Annotated in this window: 16 protein-coding genes and 2 tRNA genes; all 18 read left to right on the forward strand. The window is 50.4% G+C overall.

What is annotated here, in order from left to right; genetic code table 11:
- The first annotated feature begins 12 nt into the window (after positions 1-12).
- The 18 genes from VJY99_RS18885 to VJY99_RS18970 all read left to right on the forward strand — a co-directional run bounded on the left by VJY99_RS18885 (position 13) and on the right by VJY99_RS18970 (position 17282).
- Positions 13-729 carry a succinate dehydrogenase iron-sulfur subunit gene (locus VJY99_RS18885; protein ID WP_324121221.1) on the forward strand — a complete coding sequence of 239 codons (717 nt, stop codon included), beginning with the start codon at positions 13-15 and terminating at the stop codon, positions 727-729.
- A gap of 218 nt (positions 730-947) precedes the next feature.
- Positions 948-3755, forward strand: a complete 2808-nt coding sequence (gene sucA, locus VJY99_RS18890; protein ID WP_324121223.1) for a 2-oxoglutarate dehydrogenase E1 component — start codon at positions 948-950, stop codon at positions 3753-3755.
- Positions 3756-3769: 14 nt separating this feature from the next.
- Positions 3770-4996 carry a 2-oxoglutarate dehydrogenase complex dihydrolipoyllysine-residue succinyltransferase gene (gene odhB / locus VJY99_RS18895; RefSeq protein ID WP_324121225.1) on the forward strand — a complete coding sequence of 409 codons (1227 nt, stop codon included), beginning with the start codon at positions 3770-3772 and terminating at the stop codon, positions 4994-4996.
- 121 nt (positions 4997-5117) lie between these two features.
- A complete protein-coding gene (gene sucC / locus VJY99_RS18900) occupies positions 5118-6284 on the forward strand; it encodes an ADP-forming succinate--CoA ligase subunit beta (protein ID WP_324121227.1) in 1167 nt (388 codons plus the stop codon).
- Positions 6284-7156, forward strand: coding sequence for a succinate--CoA ligase subunit alpha (sucD, locus tag VJY99_RS18905; RefSeq protein WP_324121229.1), 873 nt, complete (start codon positions 6284-6286; stop codon positions 7154-7156). The genes sucC and sucD overlap by 1 nt, the downstream gene beginning before the upstream one ends.
- A gap of 772 nt (positions 7157-7928) precedes the next feature.
- Positions 7929-9497, forward strand: coding sequence for a cytochrome ubiquinol oxidase subunit I (gene cydA / locus VJY99_RS18910; protein WP_324121231.1), 1569 nt, complete (start codon positions 7929-7931; stop codon positions 9495-9497).
- 15 nt (positions 9498-9512) lie between these two features.
- Positions 9513-10652, forward strand: a complete 1140-nt coding sequence (gene cydB, locus VJY99_RS18915; protein WP_324121233.1) for a cytochrome d ubiquinol oxidase subunit II — start codon at positions 9513-9515, stop codon at positions 10650-10652.
- Positions 10653-10666: 14 nt separating this feature from the next.
- Positions 10667-10780: a cytochrome bd-I oxidase subunit CydX gene (cydX, locus tag VJY99_RS18920; RefSeq protein ID WP_324121235.1), complete on the forward strand. Its 114-nt coding sequence runs from the start codon at positions 10667-10669 to the stop codon at positions 10778-10780.
- A complete protein-coding gene (gene ybgE / locus VJY99_RS18925) occupies positions 10780-11073 on the forward strand; it encodes a cyd operon protein YbgE (RefSeq protein ID WP_324121237.1) in 294 nt (97 codons plus the stop codon). Before cydX ends, ybgE begins: the two co-directional genes overlap by 1 nt.
- Before the next feature lie 147 nt (positions 11074-11220).
- Positions 11221-11625 carry a tol-pal system-associated acyl-CoA thioesterase gene (gene ybgC, locus VJY99_RS18930; protein WP_324121239.1) on the forward strand — a complete coding sequence of 135 codons (405 nt, stop codon included), beginning with the start codon at positions 11221-11223 and terminating at the stop codon, positions 11623-11625.
- Entirely contained in the window at positions 11622-12308 is a 687-nt protein-coding gene (tolQ, locus tag VJY99_RS18935) for a Tol-Pal system protein TolQ (protein ID WP_139881743.1), read from the forward strand. Before ybgC ends, tolQ begins: the two co-directional genes overlap by 4 nt.
- Before the next feature lie 10 nt (positions 12309-12318).
- The gene (gene tolR / locus VJY99_RS18940) at positions 12319-12750 is read left to right on the forward strand and encodes a colicin uptake protein TolR (RefSeq protein ID WP_324121242.1); all 432 of its coding nucleotides are present in this window, start codon (positions 12319-12321) and stop codon (positions 12748-12750) included.
- A gap of 151 nt (positions 12751-12901) precedes the next feature.
- Positions 12902-14143, forward strand: a complete 1242-nt coding sequence (gene tolA, locus VJY99_RS18945; protein ID WP_324121244.1) for a cell envelope integrity protein TolA — start codon at positions 12902-12904, stop codon at positions 14141-14143.
- Between the two features lie 131 nt (positions 14144-14274).
- Positions 14275-15567, forward strand: coding sequence for a Tol-Pal system beta propeller repeat protein TolB (tolB, locus tag VJY99_RS18950; RefSeq protein WP_324121246.1), 1293 nt, complete (start codon positions 14275-14277; stop codon positions 15565-15567).
- Between the two features lie 26 nt (positions 15568-15593).
- A complete protein-coding gene (pal, locus tag VJY99_RS18955; protein ID WP_324121248.1) occupies positions 15594-16115 on the forward strand; it encodes a peptidoglycan-associated lipoprotein Pal in 522 nt (173 codons plus the stop codon).
- Positions 16116-16124: 9 nt separating this feature from the next.
- Positions 16125-16922: a cell division protein CpoB gene (gene cpoB / locus VJY99_RS18960; RefSeq protein WP_324121250.1), complete on the forward strand. Its 798-nt coding sequence runs from the start codon at positions 16125-16127 to the stop codon at positions 16920-16922.
- A gap of 164 nt (positions 16923-17086) precedes the next feature.
- Positions 17087-17162: transfer RNA gene (locus tag VJY99_RS18965), tRNA-Lys, on the forward strand.
- A gap of 44 nt (positions 17163-17206) precedes the next feature.
- Positions 17207-17282, forward strand: a tRNA-Lys gene (locus VJY99_RS18970).
- Positions 17283-17293: the final 11 nt, after the last annotated feature.

The raw sequence follows: 17293 nt of genomic DNA on the forward strand, positions 1-17293 counted from the left end.
CGGAGCAAAGTGATGAAACTCGAATTCTCAATTTATCGCTACAACCCGGATGTTGACGATGCTCCGCGTATGCAGGAGTACACCCTGGAAGGGGAAGAAGGGCGCGACATGATGTTGCTTGACGCGCTGATGCAACTGAAAGAAAAAGATCCGTCGTTGTCGTTTCGTCGTTCGTGCCGTGAAGGGGTGTGTGGCTCCGATGGCGTGAACATGAACGGTAAGAATGGCTTGGCTTGTATCACGCCAATCTCAGCGTTAGGTAACGGAAAGCAGAAGATTGTTGTCCGCCCACTACCGGGATTGCCTGTTGTGCGAGATCTGGTTGTAGACATGGGGCAATTCTATACTCAATATGAGAAGATTAAGCCTTACCTGTTGAATAATGGACAAAATCCACCGGCTCGTGAGCATTTACAGTCACCTGAGCAGCGTGAAAAACTGGATGGCCTGTACGAGTGTATTCTTTGCGCGTGCTGCTCGACGTCCTGTCCGTCCTTCTGGTGGAACCCTGATAAGTTCATCGGGCCTGCAGGTTTACTGGCGGCGTATCGTTTCTTGATCGATAGCCGTGATACTGAAACCGCCAGTCGTCTTGACGGTCTCAGTGATGCTTTCAGTGTATTCCGCTGTCATGGCATCATGAATTGCGTCAGTGTTTGTCCTAAGGGGCTAAACCCGACGAAAGCCATCGGCCATATTAAGTCGATGTTGCTGCAAAAGAGTGCCTAATGTTGTTTCCCCTCCCGCAGGGAGGGGAAATTGCAGGAAACCTTTAAAAACTGCCCTACGTCATTTGATACAGCGACAGTTTTTAAAGGTTCCTTCACGAGCTGCCTGACAAGTCAATGGCTCGTTGTTGTGAACCCCGGTAATGCGTACAACTTCTGTATTCTGTACGTAATAGTTATTCACGGCGAAATAAGCATAAAAATGCTTAAGGGATCACGATGCAGAACGGCGAAATGAAAGCCTGGCTGGATTCCTCTTACCTGGCAGGTGCAAACCAGTCCTGGATAGAGCAGCTCTATGAAGACTTCTTAACCGATCCTGACTCTGTTGATGCGCATTGGCGCTCAATGTTCCAGCAATTACCTGGAACCGGGGCCAAACCGGATCAATTCCATTCTAAAACACGTGATTATTTTCGTCGTCTGGCGAAGGATGCCTCACGTTATTCCACCGCAATTACCGACCCTGACACTGACGTTAAGCAAGTCAAAGTCCTGCAGTTGATCAACGCCTGGCGTTTCCGTGGTCATCAAGCAGCTAACCTTGACCCGCTTGGCCTGTGGAAGCAGGACGCGGTTGCTGACTTGGATCCCGCTTACCACAATCTGACTGATGCCGATCTTAAGGAAACTTTCAACGTGGGTTCTTTTGCCAGCGGCAAAGAAACCATGAAGCTTGCTGACCTGATTGATGCGCTCGAGCAGACTTACGGTGGTTCGATTGGTGCGGAATATATGCACATCACCAGTACTGAAGAGAAACGCTGGATTCAACAGCGCATCGAATCAGTGGTGGGGCACTCAACATTTACTGTTGAAGAGAAAAAACGCTTCCTGAGCGAACTGACTGCGGCTGAAGGCCTTGAGCGTTATCTGGGTGCGAAATTCCCAGGCGCTAAACGCTTCTCGCTGGAAGGCGGTGACGCATTGGTGCCAATGCTCAAAGAGATGATCCGCCATGCGGGTAAGAGCGGCACACGTGAAGTGGTTCTGGGGATGGCACACCGTGGCCGCCTGAACGTACTGATCAACGTACTGGGTAAAAAGCCGCAGGAGTTGTTCGACGAGTTTGCCGGTAAACATAAAGAGCACCTCGGCACTGGTGATGTGAAGTACCACATGGGCTTCTCATCTGACGTTGAAACCGAAGGCGGCCTGGTTCACCTGGCGCTGGCATTTAACCCGTCGCACCTCGAAATCGTAAGCCCTGTGGTTATTGGTTCTGTGCGTGCACGTCTGGACAGGCTGGATAAACCAGGCAGCAACCAGGTTCTGCCAATCACCATTCATGGTGACGCAGCGGTTGCCGGTCAGGGCGTGGTTCAGGAAACCCTGAACATGTCTAAAGCGCGTGGCTACGAAGTGGGCGGTACCGTTCGCATCGTTATCAACAACCAGATTGGTTTCACCACATCTAACCCACTGGATGCGCGTTCCACACCGTACTGTACCGATATCGGTAAAATGGTGATGGCACCCATTTTCCACGTGAATGCAGATGACCCAGAAGCGGTGGCGTTTGTTACTCGTCTGGCGTTGGACTTCCGTAACACCTTTAAGCGCGACGTGTTTATCGACCTGGTTTGCTACCGTCGCCATGGTCATAACGAAGCTGATGAGCCAAGTGCAACTCAGCCAATGATGTACCAGAAAATCAAGAAACACCCGACGCCGCGTAAGATCTATGCTGACCGTCTGGAGCAGCAAAAGCTGGCCACACTTGAAGATGCCACTGAAATGGTAAACCTTTACCGTGATGCGCTGGATGCCGGTGAATGTGTGGTGAAAGAATACCGCCCAATGAACATGCATTCCTTTACCTGGTCGCCATACCTCAACCACGAGTGGGATGAGAGTTATCCGAACAAGGTAGAAATGAAGCGTTTGCAGGAGCTGGCTAAACGTATTAGCAGCGCGCCTGAAACGGTTGAGATGCAAGCACGTGTGGCGAAAATCTACAGTGACCGCACGGAAATGGCGAACGGCGCGAAGAAATTCGACTGGGGCGCGGCAGAAAACCTGGCGTATGCAACTCTGGTTGATGAAGGTGTTGCTGTGCGTCTGTCTGGTGAAGATGTGGGGCGTGGTACGTTCTTCCACCGTCACGCTGTGATTCACAACCAAACCAACGGTTCGACTTACACCCCGCTGCAACACGTTCACAACAGCCAGGGCGAGTTCAAAGTTTGGGACTCCGTACTGTCTGAAGAAGCGGTTCTGGCGTTTGAATACGGTTATGCCACTGCGGAACCTCGTACGCTGACTATCTGGGAAGCTCAGTTCGGCGATTTCGCCAACGGTGCTCAGGTGGTTATCGACCAGTTCATCAGCTCCGGCGAGCAGAAATGGGGCCGTATGTGTGGTCTGGTTATGCTGTTGCCGCACGGCTACGAAGGCCAGGGCCCAGAGCACTCATCCGCACGTCTGGAACGTTATCTCCAGCTGTGTGCTGAGCAGAACATGCAAGTTTGCGTGCCTTCTACTCCCGCGCAGGTTTACCACATGTTGCGTCGTCAGGCGTTGCGCGGTATGCGTCGTCCACTGATTGTCATGTCACCGAAATCCCTGCTGCGTCATCCGCAGGCGGTTTCTACGCTCGACGAACTGGCTAATGGCAGCTTCCTGCCAGCGATTGGTGAAGTGGACGAGTTAGACCCAGCAGGCGTGAAACGCGTGGTCATGTGTTCTGGTAAGGTTTATTACGATTTGCTGGAACAGCGTCGTAAGAACGATCAAAAAGATGTGGCGATTGTGCGCATCGAACAGTTGTATCCATTCCCGCACCATGCGGTGCAGGAAGCATTAAAACCCTTTGCTCACGTACATGATTTTGTGTGGTGCCAGGAAGAGCCGCTTAACCAGGGCGCATGGTACTGCAGCCAGCACCATTTCCGTGAAGTGATTTCATTTGGATCAGCCCTGAGTTATGCAGGTCGTCCAGCCTCCGCATCACCTGCGGTAGGGTACTTGTCCGTTCACCAGAAACAGCAGCAAGATCTGGTTAATGACGCGCTGAACGTCGATTAAATAAAGGATAAAAAATGAGTAGCGTAGATATTCTAGTTCCTGACCTGCCTGAGTCCGTTGCCGATGCGACTGTCGCCACCTGGCATAAAAAACCGGGCGACACTGTTACCCGTGACGAAGTGCTGGTGGAAATCGAAACTGACAAAGTGGTACTGGAAGTACCGGCGTCTGCAGATGGTATTCTGGATGCTGTACTGGAAGATGAAGGGACAACTGTCACCTCTCGTCAAATCCTGGGCCGCCTGCGTGAAGGCAACAGCACTGGCAAAGAGACCACCGCGAAAGCAGAAAGCAAAGAGTCTACTCCGGCACAGCGCCAGCAGGCTTCTTTGGAAGAGCAGAACAATGATGCACTCAGCCCGGCTATTCGCCGCCTGATTGCTGAGCATTCCCTGGACGCTAATGCCATTAAAGGCAGCGGTGTGGGTGGTCGTATCACCCGTGAAGATGTTGATAAACATCTGACTCAGGCGAAGGCAGCTCAACCTGCACAAGCCAAAGCTGCTGCAGAAACCAAAGCACCGGTTGCTCCACTGGCGGGTCGTAGCGAAAAACGCGTTCCGATGACACGTCTGCGTAAGCGTGTTGCCGAGCGTCTCCTGGAAGCGAAAAACTCCACCGCCATGCTCACTACGTTTAACGAAGTGAACATGAAACCTATCATGGATCTGCGTAAGCAGTACGGTGACTCTTTCGAGAAACGCCACGGTGTGCGTCTGGGCTTCATGTCCTTCTACATCAAAGCTGTTGTTGAAGCGCTGAAACGTTATCCAGAAGTGAATGCTTCTATCGATGGCGAAGACGTGGTTTACCACAACTACTTCGACGTTAGCATCGCGGTTTCCACGCCGCGTGGTCTGGTCACGCCAGTACTGCGTGACGTTGATACCCTCGGTATGGCTGACATCGAAAAACGCATTAAAGAACTGGCTGTGAAAGGCCGTGACGGCAAGCTGACCGTGGAAGACTTGACCGGCGGTAACTTCACCATCACCAACGGTGGTGTGTTTGGTTCACTGATGTCTACGCCGATCATCAACCCGCCGCAGAGCGCGATCCTCGGCATGCACGCTATTAAAGACCGACCAATGGCGGTCGACGGTAAAGTTGAGATCCTGCCAATGATGTATCTGGCACTGTCTTACGATCACCGTCTGATCGATGGCCGCGAGTCCGTGGGCTATCTGGTGGCAATTAAAGAGCTGCTGGAAGACCCAACTCGTCTGCTGCTGGACGTGTAGTACCCTACGCCCGGTGGCCAAAGCTGCCGGGCCTACAATTATCACCTGCCTTGTAGGTCGGTCTTTCGGCGAAAGTTGCGACAACTGACTTACATGTTTTTATGAAGGATGGATAGAACTCATGAACTTACACGAGTATCAGGCGAAACAGTTGTTTGCTCGATATGGCCTGCCGGCTCCAGTCGGTTATGCCTGTAACACGCCGCGTGAAGCGGAAGAAGCAGCGTCTAAAATTGGCGCAGGCCCGTGGGTGGTAAAATGTCAGGTTCATGCTGGTGGCCGCGGTAAAGCGGGCGGCGTGAAAGTGGTAAACAGCAAAGAAGACATCCGTGCTTTTGCTGAACACTGGCTGGGTAAACGCCTGGTGACTTACCAAACTGATGCTAATGGCCAGCCAGTTCACCAGATTCTGGTTGAAGCTGCGACTGACATTGATAAAGAACTGTATCTTGGCGCGGTGGTTGATCGTAGCTCCCGTCGCGTCGTGTTCATGGCGTCCACCGAAGGTGGCGTTGAAATTGAAAAAGTTGCGGAAGAAACCCCGCATCTGATCCACAAAGTTGCTCTGGATCCGCTGGCAGGCCCAATGCCTTATCAAGGCCGTGAACTGGCGTTCAAACTGGGTCTGGAAGGTAAGCAGGTTCAGCAGTTCACCAAGATCTTTATGGGTCTGGCGAACATCTTCCTTGATCGCGACCTGGCACTTATCGAAATCAACCCGCTGGTTATCACCAAGCAGGGCGACTTGATTTGTCTGGATGGCAAGCTGGGTGCCGATGGCAACGCATTGTTCCGCCAGCCAGAGCTGCGCGAAATGCGTGACCCAAGCCAGGAAGATGCGCGTGAATCTCAGGCTGCACAGTGGGAACTGAACTACGTTGCTCTTGATGGCAACATCGGTTGCATGGTTAACGGTGCGGGCCTGGCAATGGGCACCATGGACATCGTTAAACTGCACGGTGGTGAACCTGCTAACTTCCTGGACGTTGGCGGTGGCGCAACCAAAGAGCGCGTGACTGAAGCATTCAAAATCATTTTGTCTGACGACAAAGTGAAAGCGGTTCTGGTTAACATCTTCGGCGGTATCGTACGTTGCGACCTGATTGCAGACGGTATCATCGGTGCGGTTGCAGAAGTGGGTGTCAACGTTCCAGTGGTTGTCCGTCTGGAAGGTAACAACGCGGAACTGGGTGCGAAGAAACTGGCAGATAGTGGCCTGAATATTATTGCAGCGAAAAGTCTGACGGATGCAGCACAGCAGGTTGTTGCTGCCGTGGAGGGGAAATAATGTCCATTTTGATCGATAAAAACACCAAGGTGATTTGCCAGGGTTTCACCGGCAGCCAGGGGACTTTCCACTCCGAGCAGGCGATTGCATACGGTACGCAAATGGTTGGCGGTGTAACGCCAGGTAAAGGCGGTACAGAGCACCTGGGTCTGCCGGTATTTAATACCGTGCGTGAAGCAGTAGAAGCAACAGGCGCAACCGCTTCTGTTATCTACGTTCCAGCACCGTTCTGCAAAGATTCCATTCTGGAAGCGATTGATGCAGGTATTAAGCTGATTATCACTATCACCGAAGGCATCCCGACGCTGGATATGCTGACTGTGAAAGTGAAACTGGACGAAGCGGGCGTGCGCATGATTGGGCCAAACTGCCCAGGCGTAATCACCCCGGGCGAGTGCAAAATCGGCATCATGCCAGGTCATATTCACCTGCCAGGCAAAGTGGGCATCGTTTCCCGCTCTGGTACGCTGACTTATGAAGCGGTTAAACAGACTACTGATATCGGTCTGGGCCAGTCCACCTGTGTGGGTATCGGTGGCGACCCGATCCCTGGCTCTAACTTCATCGACATTCTGAAGATGTTCCAGGAAGATCCGAAAACTGAAGCTATCGTGATGATCGGTGAGATCGGTGGTAGTGCAGAAGAAGAAGCAGCAGCTTACATCAAAGAGCATGTGACCAAGCCAGTTGTGGGTTACATCGCGGGTGTGACTGCGCCGAAAGGCAAGCGTATGGGGCACGCAGGTGCAATCATTTCAGGTGGTAAAGGTACCGCGGATGAGAAATTCGCAGCACTGGAAGCCGCAGGCGTGAAAACCGTTCGCAGCCTCGCTGACATCGGTGATGCACTGAAATCTATTTTGCCTCAGTAAGTAAAGAAATAAGAGTATACCCAAAATAATTCGACATGGTTGGCCGCTCTTTTGAGCGGCCTTTTTTTTGTCTGGTTTTTGGAGCCCTATGCTTACGAGGCGCTTTGTAATGGATGCGAAGATGCCGACTAACCTTATCAAAAATAATAACTTGTTAAATATGGTGACGTTAAAGGTAAAATAATTGTTAATTAAAAATGAAAAAAGAAACAAACCCAAGAAAATAGCGTGAGGCGATTAACACGGTGCATCACCCATACGTGAAAATTTAATTTTCTAATTCTGCTTCAAATAAATAACCTTTCTTTATAGATATCATCCTTACATTAACGTTGCTGCGTTTTGCAAAACATACCATTAACAACAAATTTACTATTAATCTCAATGAGAAACTAAATTAACAACTGGGGAATAAATTGCGCTAGATCAATATCTAAAACTGGCAAGTGGTATACGAAAGTGTGTAAATTGTTGCAGATCAAGATGGCGGGAATGTGACATTTTCGCTATAAATTGATCAATGTCGAGAAATGTAAATAACTCTAAGCAATTACCTGTTTATTGTAGGGAAATTGCAGGGTAATATATTTGCGGATTATTTTTGGTTTTTATTAACGTGTTTGCAACCTTTCATCTTTTTTTTGTTACATGTAAGTAAGGCAAAAGAAGAGATGAAATCTGGAAGCTAATGTTTTTGTATTAGGGCATGCGTTGTGGTGAACCTCTGGGTGAACCATGGTCGGAGTCTTCATGCGAAGAGCAAGGAGTCATGATGTTTGATATTGTCGAACTGTCGCGCTTACAGTTTGCCTTGACCGCGATGTACCATTTCCTGTTTGTGCCACTCACGCTCGGTATGGCGTTCTTGCTGGCCATTATGGAAACGGTTTACGTCTTGTCAGGTAAACAAATCTATAAAGATATGACCAAGTTCTGGGGCAAGTTGTTTGGTATCAACTTTGCGCTGGGTGTGGCCACTGGTTTAACCATGGAGTTCCAGTTTGGTACAAACTGGTCTTACTATTCACACTACGTGGGTGACATTTTTGGGGCACCTCTGGCCATCGAAGGCCTGATGGCGTTCTTCCTTGAATCCACCTTTGTTGGTTTATTCTTCTTTGGTTGGGATCGCCTCGGTAAAGTTCAACACATGGCGGTGACCTGGCTGGTGGCGCTTGGCTCCAACCTCTCTGCTCTGTGGATTCTGGTCGCGAACGGTTGGATGCAAAACCCAATTGCTTCCGACTTCAACTTCGAAACCATGCGTATGGAGATGGTGAGCTTCTCTGAACTGGTATTGAACCCAGTTGCTCAGGTTAAATTCGTTCACACCGTGGCTTCTGGCTACGTGTGCGGCGCGATTTTCATCCTCGGCGTCAGCTCCTACTACTTGCTTAAGGGCCGTGATGTTGCCTTTGCGAAGCGTTCTTTTGCCATCGCTGCAAGCTTCGGTATGGCGGCAATCCTGTCTGTAATCGTGCTGGGCGATGAGTCCGGTTACGAAATGGGTGACGTGCAGAAAACCAAGCTGGCCGCCATTGAAGCCGAGTGGGAAACTCAACCGGCTCCGGCAGCCTTTACGCTGTTTGGTATTCCTGACCAGGACAAGCAAGAAAACCACTTCGCGATTCAAATTCCTTACGCGTTGGGCATCATTGCCACCCGTTCAGTGGATACGCCAGTCATCGGTCTGAAAGACCTGATGGTGCAACACGAAGAGCGTATTCGTAACGGGATGAAGGCTTATAGCCTGCTGGAACAGTTACGCGCAGGTTCTAATGACCAGGCGGTTCGTGATGACTTTAATGCCATCAAGAAAGACCTTGGGTACGGTTTGTTGCTGAAACGCTATACCCCGAACGTCTCTGACGCGACGGAAGAGCAGATTCAGAAAGCAACTAAAGACTCTATTCCACGCGTTGCTCCGCTGTACTTTGCATTCCGTCTCATGGTGGGTAGTGGCTTCCTGATGCTGTTCATCATCGCAGCCTCGTTCTGGACTGTGACACGTAACGCAATTGGCTCGAAAAAATGGCTGCTGCGTGCAGCACTCTATGGCATGCCGTTGCCGTGGATTGCGATTGAATCTGGCTGGTTTGTTGCCGAATACGGTCGTCAACCATGGGCCGTTGGTGAGGTATTGCCAACTGCGGTTGCTAACTCCTCTCTGACCGTGGGTGATCTGATCTTCTCCATGGTATTGATTTGCGGCCTTTACACGCTGTTTATGGTGGCGGAACTGTTCCTGATGTTCAAATTTGCTCGCCTTGGGCCGAGCAGTCTGAAAACAGGTCGCTATCACTTTGAGCAGTCCAATGTGGCTTCTCAGCCGGCACGCTAAGACAGGAGTCGTCAAATGATCGATTATGAAGTATTACGTTTTATATGGTGGCTGCTGGTTGGCATTCTGCTGATTGGTTTTGCAGTCACTGATGGCTTTGATATGGGCGTAGGTATGCTGTCCCGCATCATTGGCCGTACAGACGTTGAACGCCGTATTATGGTTAACTCCATCGCCCCGCACTGGGATGGTAACCAGGTCTGGCTCATCACCGCGGGTGGCGCGTTGTTTGCCGCCTGGCCGATGGTTTACGCTGCTGCGTTCTCTGGCTTCTATGTAGCGATGATTCTGGTTCTGGCTTCATTGTTCTTCCGTCCGGTAGGTTTTGACTACCGTTCGAAGATTGAAGACATGCGCTGGCGCAACATGTGGGACTGGGGCATTTTCATCGGTAGCTTCGTGCCACCGTTAGTCATTGGTGTTGCATTCGGTAACCTGTTGCAGGGTGTGCCGTTCAATGTTGATGAATATCTGCGTCTGTACTACACCGGTAACTTCTTCCAGTTGCTGAACCCGTTTGGCTTGTTGGCCGGTGTTGTTAGCGTCTCCATGATCCTTGCTCAGGGTGCCACTTACCTGCAAATGCGTACTGTGGGTGAACTGCATCTGCGTGCCAAAGTTGCGGCGCAAATCGCAGCGCTGGTGATGATGGTGTGCTTCGCGCTGGCGGGTGTTTGGGTGATGTACGGCATAGATGGTTACGTTGTGACATCGGAGTTGAACCACCACGCGGCATCGAATCCGCTAGTTAAAGAAGTTGCACGTCAGGCAGGTGCCTGGATGGTGAACTTCAATAATATGCCGATTCTGTGGCTTATCCCTGCATTGGGTGTGGTACTGCCGCTGTTGACTGTGCTGATGTCCCGCCTGGAAAAAGGTGCGATGGCATTTGTGTTCTCCTCACTGACACTGGCATGTGTGATTTTGACTGCTGGTGTGGCGATGTTCCCGTTCGTGATGCCTTCAAGCACCATGTTGAACGCTAGCCTGACAATGTGGGATGCGACATCCAGCCAGCTGACGCTGAACGTGATGACCTTTGTTGCTGCGGTATTCGTGCCGATCATTCTCATCTACACCACTTGGTGTTACTGGAAAATGTTCGGCCGAATCACCAAAGAAGATATCGAAAGCAACACCCACTCTCTGTACTAAGTAAGGAGCTAATTATGTGGTACTTTGCATGGATTCTGGGGACGCTTCTTGCCTGTGCTTTCGGCATCATTACCGCCCTGGCGCTTGAGCACGTAGAATCGGCTAAAGTCGGTAAAGAAGAACATTGATGGAAGGAATTATCGCAAAGCTGTATGCGGTAATGGATAAGAGCCCTTTAAGGGCTCTTTCCTTGATCATGGCATTAATCCTGGCCGGGTGTATGTTTTGGGACCCGTCCCGTTTCGCGGCGAAAACCAGTGACTTGGCAATCTGGCAGGGTTTATTGCTGATGTGGGCGGTGTGTACTGGTGTGATACATGGTGTGGGCTTCCACCCCCGTAAGATGCTGTGGCAGGGCGTTTTTAGTCCATTACCCGCGCAACTGGTCCTCTTAGCTGGGCTGGCTATTTTTTTCTTCTGATGTTTCTTTAACCTCAAAGTTTTTTTTACAAAATTTATGGGCGATAACAAGCCCATAAATATTTACCTAACGTTTAGTGCTACCCATTCCCAACCCCCATCCTCTTGCGTATAGTAGCAACGTTTAATTGCGTTACCGGGATGTAAAGTGAGTACAACGCTGTTTCGATGGCCGGTTCGTGTCTACTATGAAGATACTGACGCCGGTGGTGTGGTTTACCACGCCAGTTATGTTGCTTTTTATGAAAGAGCACGCACTGAGATGCTGCGCCATCACAACTTTAATCAACAAGATTTGTTGGCAGAAAGCATCGCTTTTGTCGTTCGCAGGATGACAGTAGATTACCTTGCGCCTGCCCGACTTGACGATTTACTCGAAATCCAAAGTGAAATTACATCGATGCGTGGTACCTCTATGGTATTTACACAGCGAATCGTCAATGCCGATAATCAGGTACTCAACGAAGCTGAGGTCCTGATCGTTTGCGTTGATACACACCTAATGAAGCCTCGTGCGCTTCCCAAGTCTATTGTCGCGGAGTTCAAGCAGTGACTGACATGAATATCCTTGATTTGTTCCTGAAGGCTAGCCTTCTGGTCAAATTTATCATGTTGATTTTGATTGGTTTTTCCATTGCATCATGGGCAATCATTATTCAGCGAACGCGAATCCTCAATGCTGCTACTCGTGAAGCAGAAGCGTTTGAAGATAAGTTCTGGTCGGGCATTGAATTGTCCCGTCTCTATCAAGAAAGCCAGGGCCGTCGTGACAATCTTGTTGGCTCTGAGCAAATCTTCTATTCAGGTTTTAAAGAGTTTGCCCGACTGCATCGTGCTAACACACATGCACCTGAAGCGGTTGTCGAAGGGGCATCTCGCGCCATGCGTATTTCCATGAGCCGTGAGCTGGAAACGCTGGAAACTCATATTCCTTTCCTCGGAACAGTCGGTTCCATCAGCCCGTATATCGGTCTGTTTGGCACGGTTTGGGGGATCATGCATGCATTTATCGCACTCGGTGCGGTAAAACAAGCAACCCTACAGATGGTTGCGCCAGGTATCGCAGAAGCACTGATTGCAACCGCAATTGGTTTGTTCGCTGCAATCCCTGCGGTTATGGCGTATAACCGCCTGAACCAACGAGTGAACAAACTGGAATTGAATTACGACAACTTCATGGAAGAGTTCACGGCTATCCTGCACCGTCAGGCTTTTACCAGCAGCGATAAGCAGTAAGGGGTAAGTCATGGCCAGACGTGGACGTGGGCGTAATCGTCGGGAATTAAAGTCCGAAATTAACATCGTTCCTCTGCTAGACGTACTGTTAGTGCTGTTGCTCATTTTCATGGCAACGGCCCCTATTATTACGCAAAGCGTTGAGGTTGATTTACCGGAAGCGACAGATTCGCAAACGGTGAGCAGTAACGATGAACCACCGGTCATTATTGAAGTGTCCGGGGTAGGGCAGTACAGCGTGGTGGTTGAGAAAGATCGTATGGATCAGTTGCCGTCTGAACAGGTTGTTGCGGAAGCACAGCGTCGTTTGCAGGCAAACCCGAAAACGGTCTTTTTGATCGGTGGTGCGAAAGATGTTCCTTACGAGGAAATTATCAAAGCACTGAACATGCTGCATAGCGCAGGTGTGAAATCCGTCGGTCTGATGACGCAGCCAATCTGATTTATTCCTAAATAATTCATGTTGCAGGTAGGCGGCAAGTGAGTGAATCCCAGGAGCTTACTAAAGTAAGTGACTGGGGTGAGGGAGTGCAGCCAACGCCCCTGCAACATGAAGTATGACGGGTATATCTTGCTATATTTGGGAACCGATAGTGTCAAAGGCAACCATAGAAAACGATAAGCTCAAGCGTGCGATAATCGTCTCAGTGATCCTGCATATCATCTTGATTGCCGTCCTGATTTGGAGTTCGTTTGACGAGCACATCGACGCCAGTGCTGGCGGCGGTGGGGGTTCGGCTATTGACGCGGTCATGGTCGACCCAGGTGCTGTTGTTCAGCAGTACAATCGTGAGCAGCAGCAACAGGCGAGCAGCAAACGTGCCGCAGAGCAACGCGAGAAACAAGCGCAACAACAGGCTGAAGAGCTTCAGGAAAAACAGGCTGCTGAACAACAGCGTCTGAAGCAACTGGAGAAAGAACGCCTCGAAGCGCAGGAACAAGCGAAGCAGCAAACAGAGCAGCAGAAACAGGCACAAGAAGCAGCCAAAGAAGCGCAAGAGCAGCAGAAACAAGCGGAAGCCGCTGCGGCGAAAGCCAAAGCAGACGCCAAAGCTCAAGCTGATGCTCAGGCTCAGGCGAAGGCTGCGGAAGAAGCCGCGAAGAAAGCTGCTGCGGATGCGCAGAAGAAAGCGACTGAAGAGGCCGCTAAAAAAGCCGCTGATGCAGAGAAGAAAGCCGCTGCTGTCGCTGTTGCTGCGGCTAAAAAAGCGCAGCAAGAAGCAGAGAAGAAAGCCGCTGCTGAAGCGGCTAAAAAAGAAGCCGCTGCAACTGCAGCTGCAGAAAAAGCCGCCGCAGAAAAAGCGGCCTCTGAAAAAGCTTCGGCTGAGAAGGCAGCGGCTGCAAAAGCTGCTGCTGCAAAAGCTGCCGCTGATAAGAAAGCGGCTGCAGATGCTAAGAAAAAAGCTGCAGCTGATAAAGCCGCTGCCGATAATGCAGCAGCTGCGGGTGTTGACGATCTGTTCGGTGACCTGAGCTCCGGTAAGAATGCACCGAAAGCTGGGGCAGGAGCGAAAGGTAATAGTGCTGCTGCTGCCGGGACAGGGAATAATAAAAATAGTGGCGCTTCTGGTGCTGAAATCAATGGTTATGCAGGGCAGATAAAAGCAGCAATTGAGAGCAAGTTTTACCAGGATCCAGCCTTTAGCGGCAAGACCTGCTCATTGCGCATAAAACTGGCGCCTGATGGCCTGTTACTTGATATCAAATCAGAAGGTGGGGATCCGGCTCTTTGTCAGGCTGCCATCGCGGCAGCGCGTTTGGCGAAGATTCCGAAGCCGCCTAGCCAGGACGTGTATGAAGTTTTCAAAAACGCACCTATCGACTTTAAGCCATAGTAAAATTTTCCTCGCGAAAGTGGGGAAAACTGACCAAGCTGTGTCACAGGGTTTTGGTAGTTTTGTGTATTTGAGTTTGTTAACATTCTGCTAAATTATCGCGGGCTTTGGGTCCAGATAAGGGAGATATGATGAAGCAGGCATTTCGAGTAGCTTTAAGTTTTTTAATGCTGTGGGCAGCAGTACTGCACGCAGAAGTTCGTATTGAAATCACCCAAGGGGTGGACTCAGCACGTCCGATTGGTGTGGCGCCGTTCAAATGGGCAGGCCCAGGTGCAGCACCAGAAGATATTGGTGGCATCGTTGCTGCTGATTTACGTAACAGTGGCAAATTCAACCCATTGGATCGTTCACGTTTACCGCAGCAGCCTGGCTCCGCTCAGGAAGTGCAACCGGCCGCGTGGACCGCTTTGGGTATTGATGCTGTGGTTGTAGGTCAGGTCACACCGAGCGCTGATGGCGGCTATACCGTTGCGTACCAGTTGGTAGACACCTCTGGAGCACCAGGTACAGTTCTGGCACAGAACTCCTACAAAGTGAACAAGCAATGGCTGCGTTATGCGGGTCACACCGCAAGCGACGAAGTGTTTGAGAAACTGTCCGGTATCAAAGGCGCGTTCCGCACTCGTATCGCATACGTAGTGCAAACTAACGGCGGTCAGTTCCCATATGAATTGCGCGTTTCTGATTACGATGGCTACAACCAGTTTGTCGTTCACCGTTCTCCACAGCCGTTGATGTCACCAGCCTGGTCCCCAGATGGTAGCAAAGTGGCTTATGTTACGTTTGAAAGTGGCCGTTCAGCGTTGGTTATCCAGACTCTGGCGAATGGCGCAGTGCGTCAGGTCGCTTCTTTCCCACGTCATAACGGTGCGCCAACCTTCTCTCCTGACGGCAGCAAACTGGCGTTCGCACTGTCGAAAACGGGTAGCTTAAACCTGTATGTGATGGATATTGGCTCAGGCCAGATTCGTCAGGTAACCGATGGACGTAGCAATAACACTGAACCAACCTGGTTCCCGGATAGCCAAAACCTGGCTTACACCTCCGATCAGGCAGGTCGTCCACAGATCTATAAAGTGAATGTTAATGGCGGTGCTCCACAACGTATTTCCTGGGAAGGTTCTCAGAACCAGGATTCTGATGTGAGTTCCGATGGTAAGTTTATGGTGATGGTGAGCTCCAATGGTGGGCAACAACATATCGCCAAACAAGATCTGGTAGCGGGTGGCGTACAAACTTTATCGTCAACGTTCCTGGATGAAACGCCAAGTCTGGCACCTAACGGCACAATGGTAATCTACAGCTCTTCTCAGGGGATGGGATCTGTGCTGAATCTGGTCTCAACAGATGGGCGTTTCAAAGCGCGTCTTCCGGCAACCGATGGTCAGGTTAAATTCCCTGCCTGGTCGCCGTATCTGTGATAATAAAATATTAAAGGATCAAAGAAATGCAACTGAACAAAGTGCTGAAAGGGCTGATGCTGGCATTGCCTGTTATGGCAATCGCCGCGTGTAGTTCTAACAAGAGCGCCAACAACGAGAGCGGCGAAGGTATGCTGGGCGCCGGCACTGGTATGGACGCTAACGGTAGCAATGGCAACATGTCGTCTGAAGAACAGGCTCGCCTGCAGATGCAACAGCTGCAACAGAACAACATCGTCTACTTCGGTCTGGACAAGTATGATGTGAGCTCTGAATTTGCTGCAATGCTGGATGCACACGCTAACTTCCTGCGTAGCAACCCATCTTACAAAGTGACTGTAGAAGGTCATGCGGACGAACGTGGTACCCCGGAATACAACATTTCCCTGGGCGAGCGTCGTGCTAGCGCTGTTAAGATGTACCTGCAAGGTAAAGGCGTTTCTGCAGACCAGATCTCCATCGTTTCTTACGGTAAAGAAAAACCAGCAGTTCTGGGTCATGACGATTCGGCTTACGCTAAAAACCGTCGTGCCGTACTGGTTTACTAAGAGAGCAGTATGAACAGTAACCTCAGATCTCACTTGTTGAGTCTGTCGTTACTGGTTGGCATAGCGGCCCCTTGGGCCGCTAATGCTCAGGCGCCAATCAGTAGTGTCGGCTCAGGCTCGGTCGAAGACCGTGTCACTCAACTTGAGCGTATTTCTAATGCTCACAGTCAACTTTTAACCCAACTCCAGCAGCAACTTTCTGATAATCAAAATGATATTGATTCCCTGCGTGGTCAAATTCAGGAAAGCCAATACCAGTTGAATCAGGTTGTTGAGCGTCAAAAGCAAATTTTATTGCAGATTGACAGCCTCGGCAGCGGTGCTGCAGCAGGGCAAGCAGCGGATGCCGCTGATCAAGGTGCAGCAACGACAACTGCACCCGATGCTAGTGCGGAAGCAGCTGCACCGGCTGCGGCTGCCCCTGTGCAGGGTGGCGACGCTAACAGCGACTACAATGCAGCTATTGCCATGGTGCAGGATAAGTCCCGTGAGGATGAAGCCATTGCTGCATTTCAAAGTTTTATTAAGAAGTACCCAGATTCAACTTATCAGCCAAATGCAAATTACTGGCTCGGTCAGTTGAATTATAACAAAGGGAAAAAGGATGATGCGGCGTTTTATTTTGCCTCTGTGGTGAAAAATTACCCAAAATCTCCCAAAGCCCCGGATGCAATGTTTAAAGTCGGTGTGATCATGCAAGACAAAGGCGATACCGCCAAAGCGAAAGCTGTCTATCAACAAGTGATCAAACAGTTCCCAAATACCGATGGCGCAAAGCAGGCACAAAAACGTCTGAATGCGATGTAATGTGTGCGGCCTGACCAGATTTTGCTGCTTTTCTGGTCAAGCCGAACGAAACGCGAGCCATTAGGTGATCTTGATCGAAATTCTTGTTGCGTCAAAATCTTAAATCAGTAATATATGCCGCCGTTGCCAAGGGATATCAAGCAAACCCGAAGTGACTCGAAATTGGGGCGTTAGCTCAGTTGGTAGAGCAGTTGACTTTTAATCAATTGGTCGCAGGTTCGAATCCTGCACGCCCCACCAATTTCGATGTAGTAAGTCTTTGATGAAGCAGTAAACCGCATTGCGGGGCGTTAGCTCAGTTGGTAGAGCAGTTGACTTTTAATCAATTGGTCGCAGGTTCGAATCCTGCACGCCCCACCACTCTTTGAGTG

Origin of the sequence: Buttiauxella sp. (assembly GCF_035271705.1) — a bacterium.
GTDB lineage: Bacteria > Pseudomonadota > Gammaproteobacteria > Enterobacterales > Enterobacteriaceae > Buttiauxella.

What these genes read in the sequence shown, in the direction of transcription:
- VJY99_RS18885 (WP_324121221.1), top strand. Translation starts at nt 13, where the DNA reads ATGAAACTCGAATTCTCAATTTATCGCTACAACCCGGATGTTGACGAT.
- sucA (WP_324121223.1), top strand. Translation starts at nt 948, where the DNA reads ATGCAGAACGGCGAAATGAAAGCCTGGCTGGATTCCTCTTACCTGGCA.
- odhB (WP_324121225.1), top strand. Translation starts at nt 3,770, where the DNA reads ATGAGTAGCGTAGATATTCTAGTTCCTGACCTGCCTGAGTCCGTTGCC.
- sucC (WP_324121227.1), top strand. Translation starts at nt 5,118, where the DNA reads ATGAACTTACACGAGTATCAGGCGAAACAGTTGTTTGCTCGATATGGC.
- sucD (WP_324121229.1), top strand. Translation starts at nt 6,284, where the DNA reads ATGTCCATTTTGATCGATAAAAACACCAAGGTGATTTGCCAGGGTTTC.
- cydA (WP_324121231.1), top strand. Translation starts at nt 7,929, where the DNA reads ATGTTTGATATTGTCGAACTGTCGCGCTTACAGTTTGCCTTGACCGCG.
- cydB (WP_324121233.1), top strand. Translation starts at nt 9,513, where the DNA reads ATGATCGATTATGAAGTATTACGTTTTATATGGTGGCTGCTGGTTGGC.
- cydX (WP_324121235.1), top strand. Translation starts at nt 10,667, where the DNA reads ATGTGGTACTTTGCATGGATTCTGGGGACGCTTCTTGCCTGTGCTTTC.
- ybgE (WP_324121237.1), top strand. Translation starts at nt 10,780, where the DNA reads ATGGAAGGAATTATCGCAAAGCTGTATGCGGTAATGGATAAGAGCCCT.
- tolR (WP_324121242.1), top strand. Translation starts at nt 12,319, where the DNA reads ATGGCCAGACGTGGACGTGGGCGTAATCGTCGGGAATTAAAGTCCGAA.
- tolB (WP_324121246.1), top strand. Translation starts at nt 14,275, where the DNA reads ATGAAGCAGGCATTTCGAGTAGCTTTAAGTTTTTTAATGCTGTGGGCA.
- pal (WP_324121248.1), top strand. Translation starts at nt 15,594, where the DNA reads ATGCAACTGAACAAAGTGCTGAAAGGGCTGATGCTGGCATTGCCTGTT.
- cpoB (WP_324121250.1), top strand. Translation starts at nt 16,125, where the DNA reads ATGAACAGTAACCTCAGATCTCACTTGTTGAGTCTGTCGTTACTGGTT.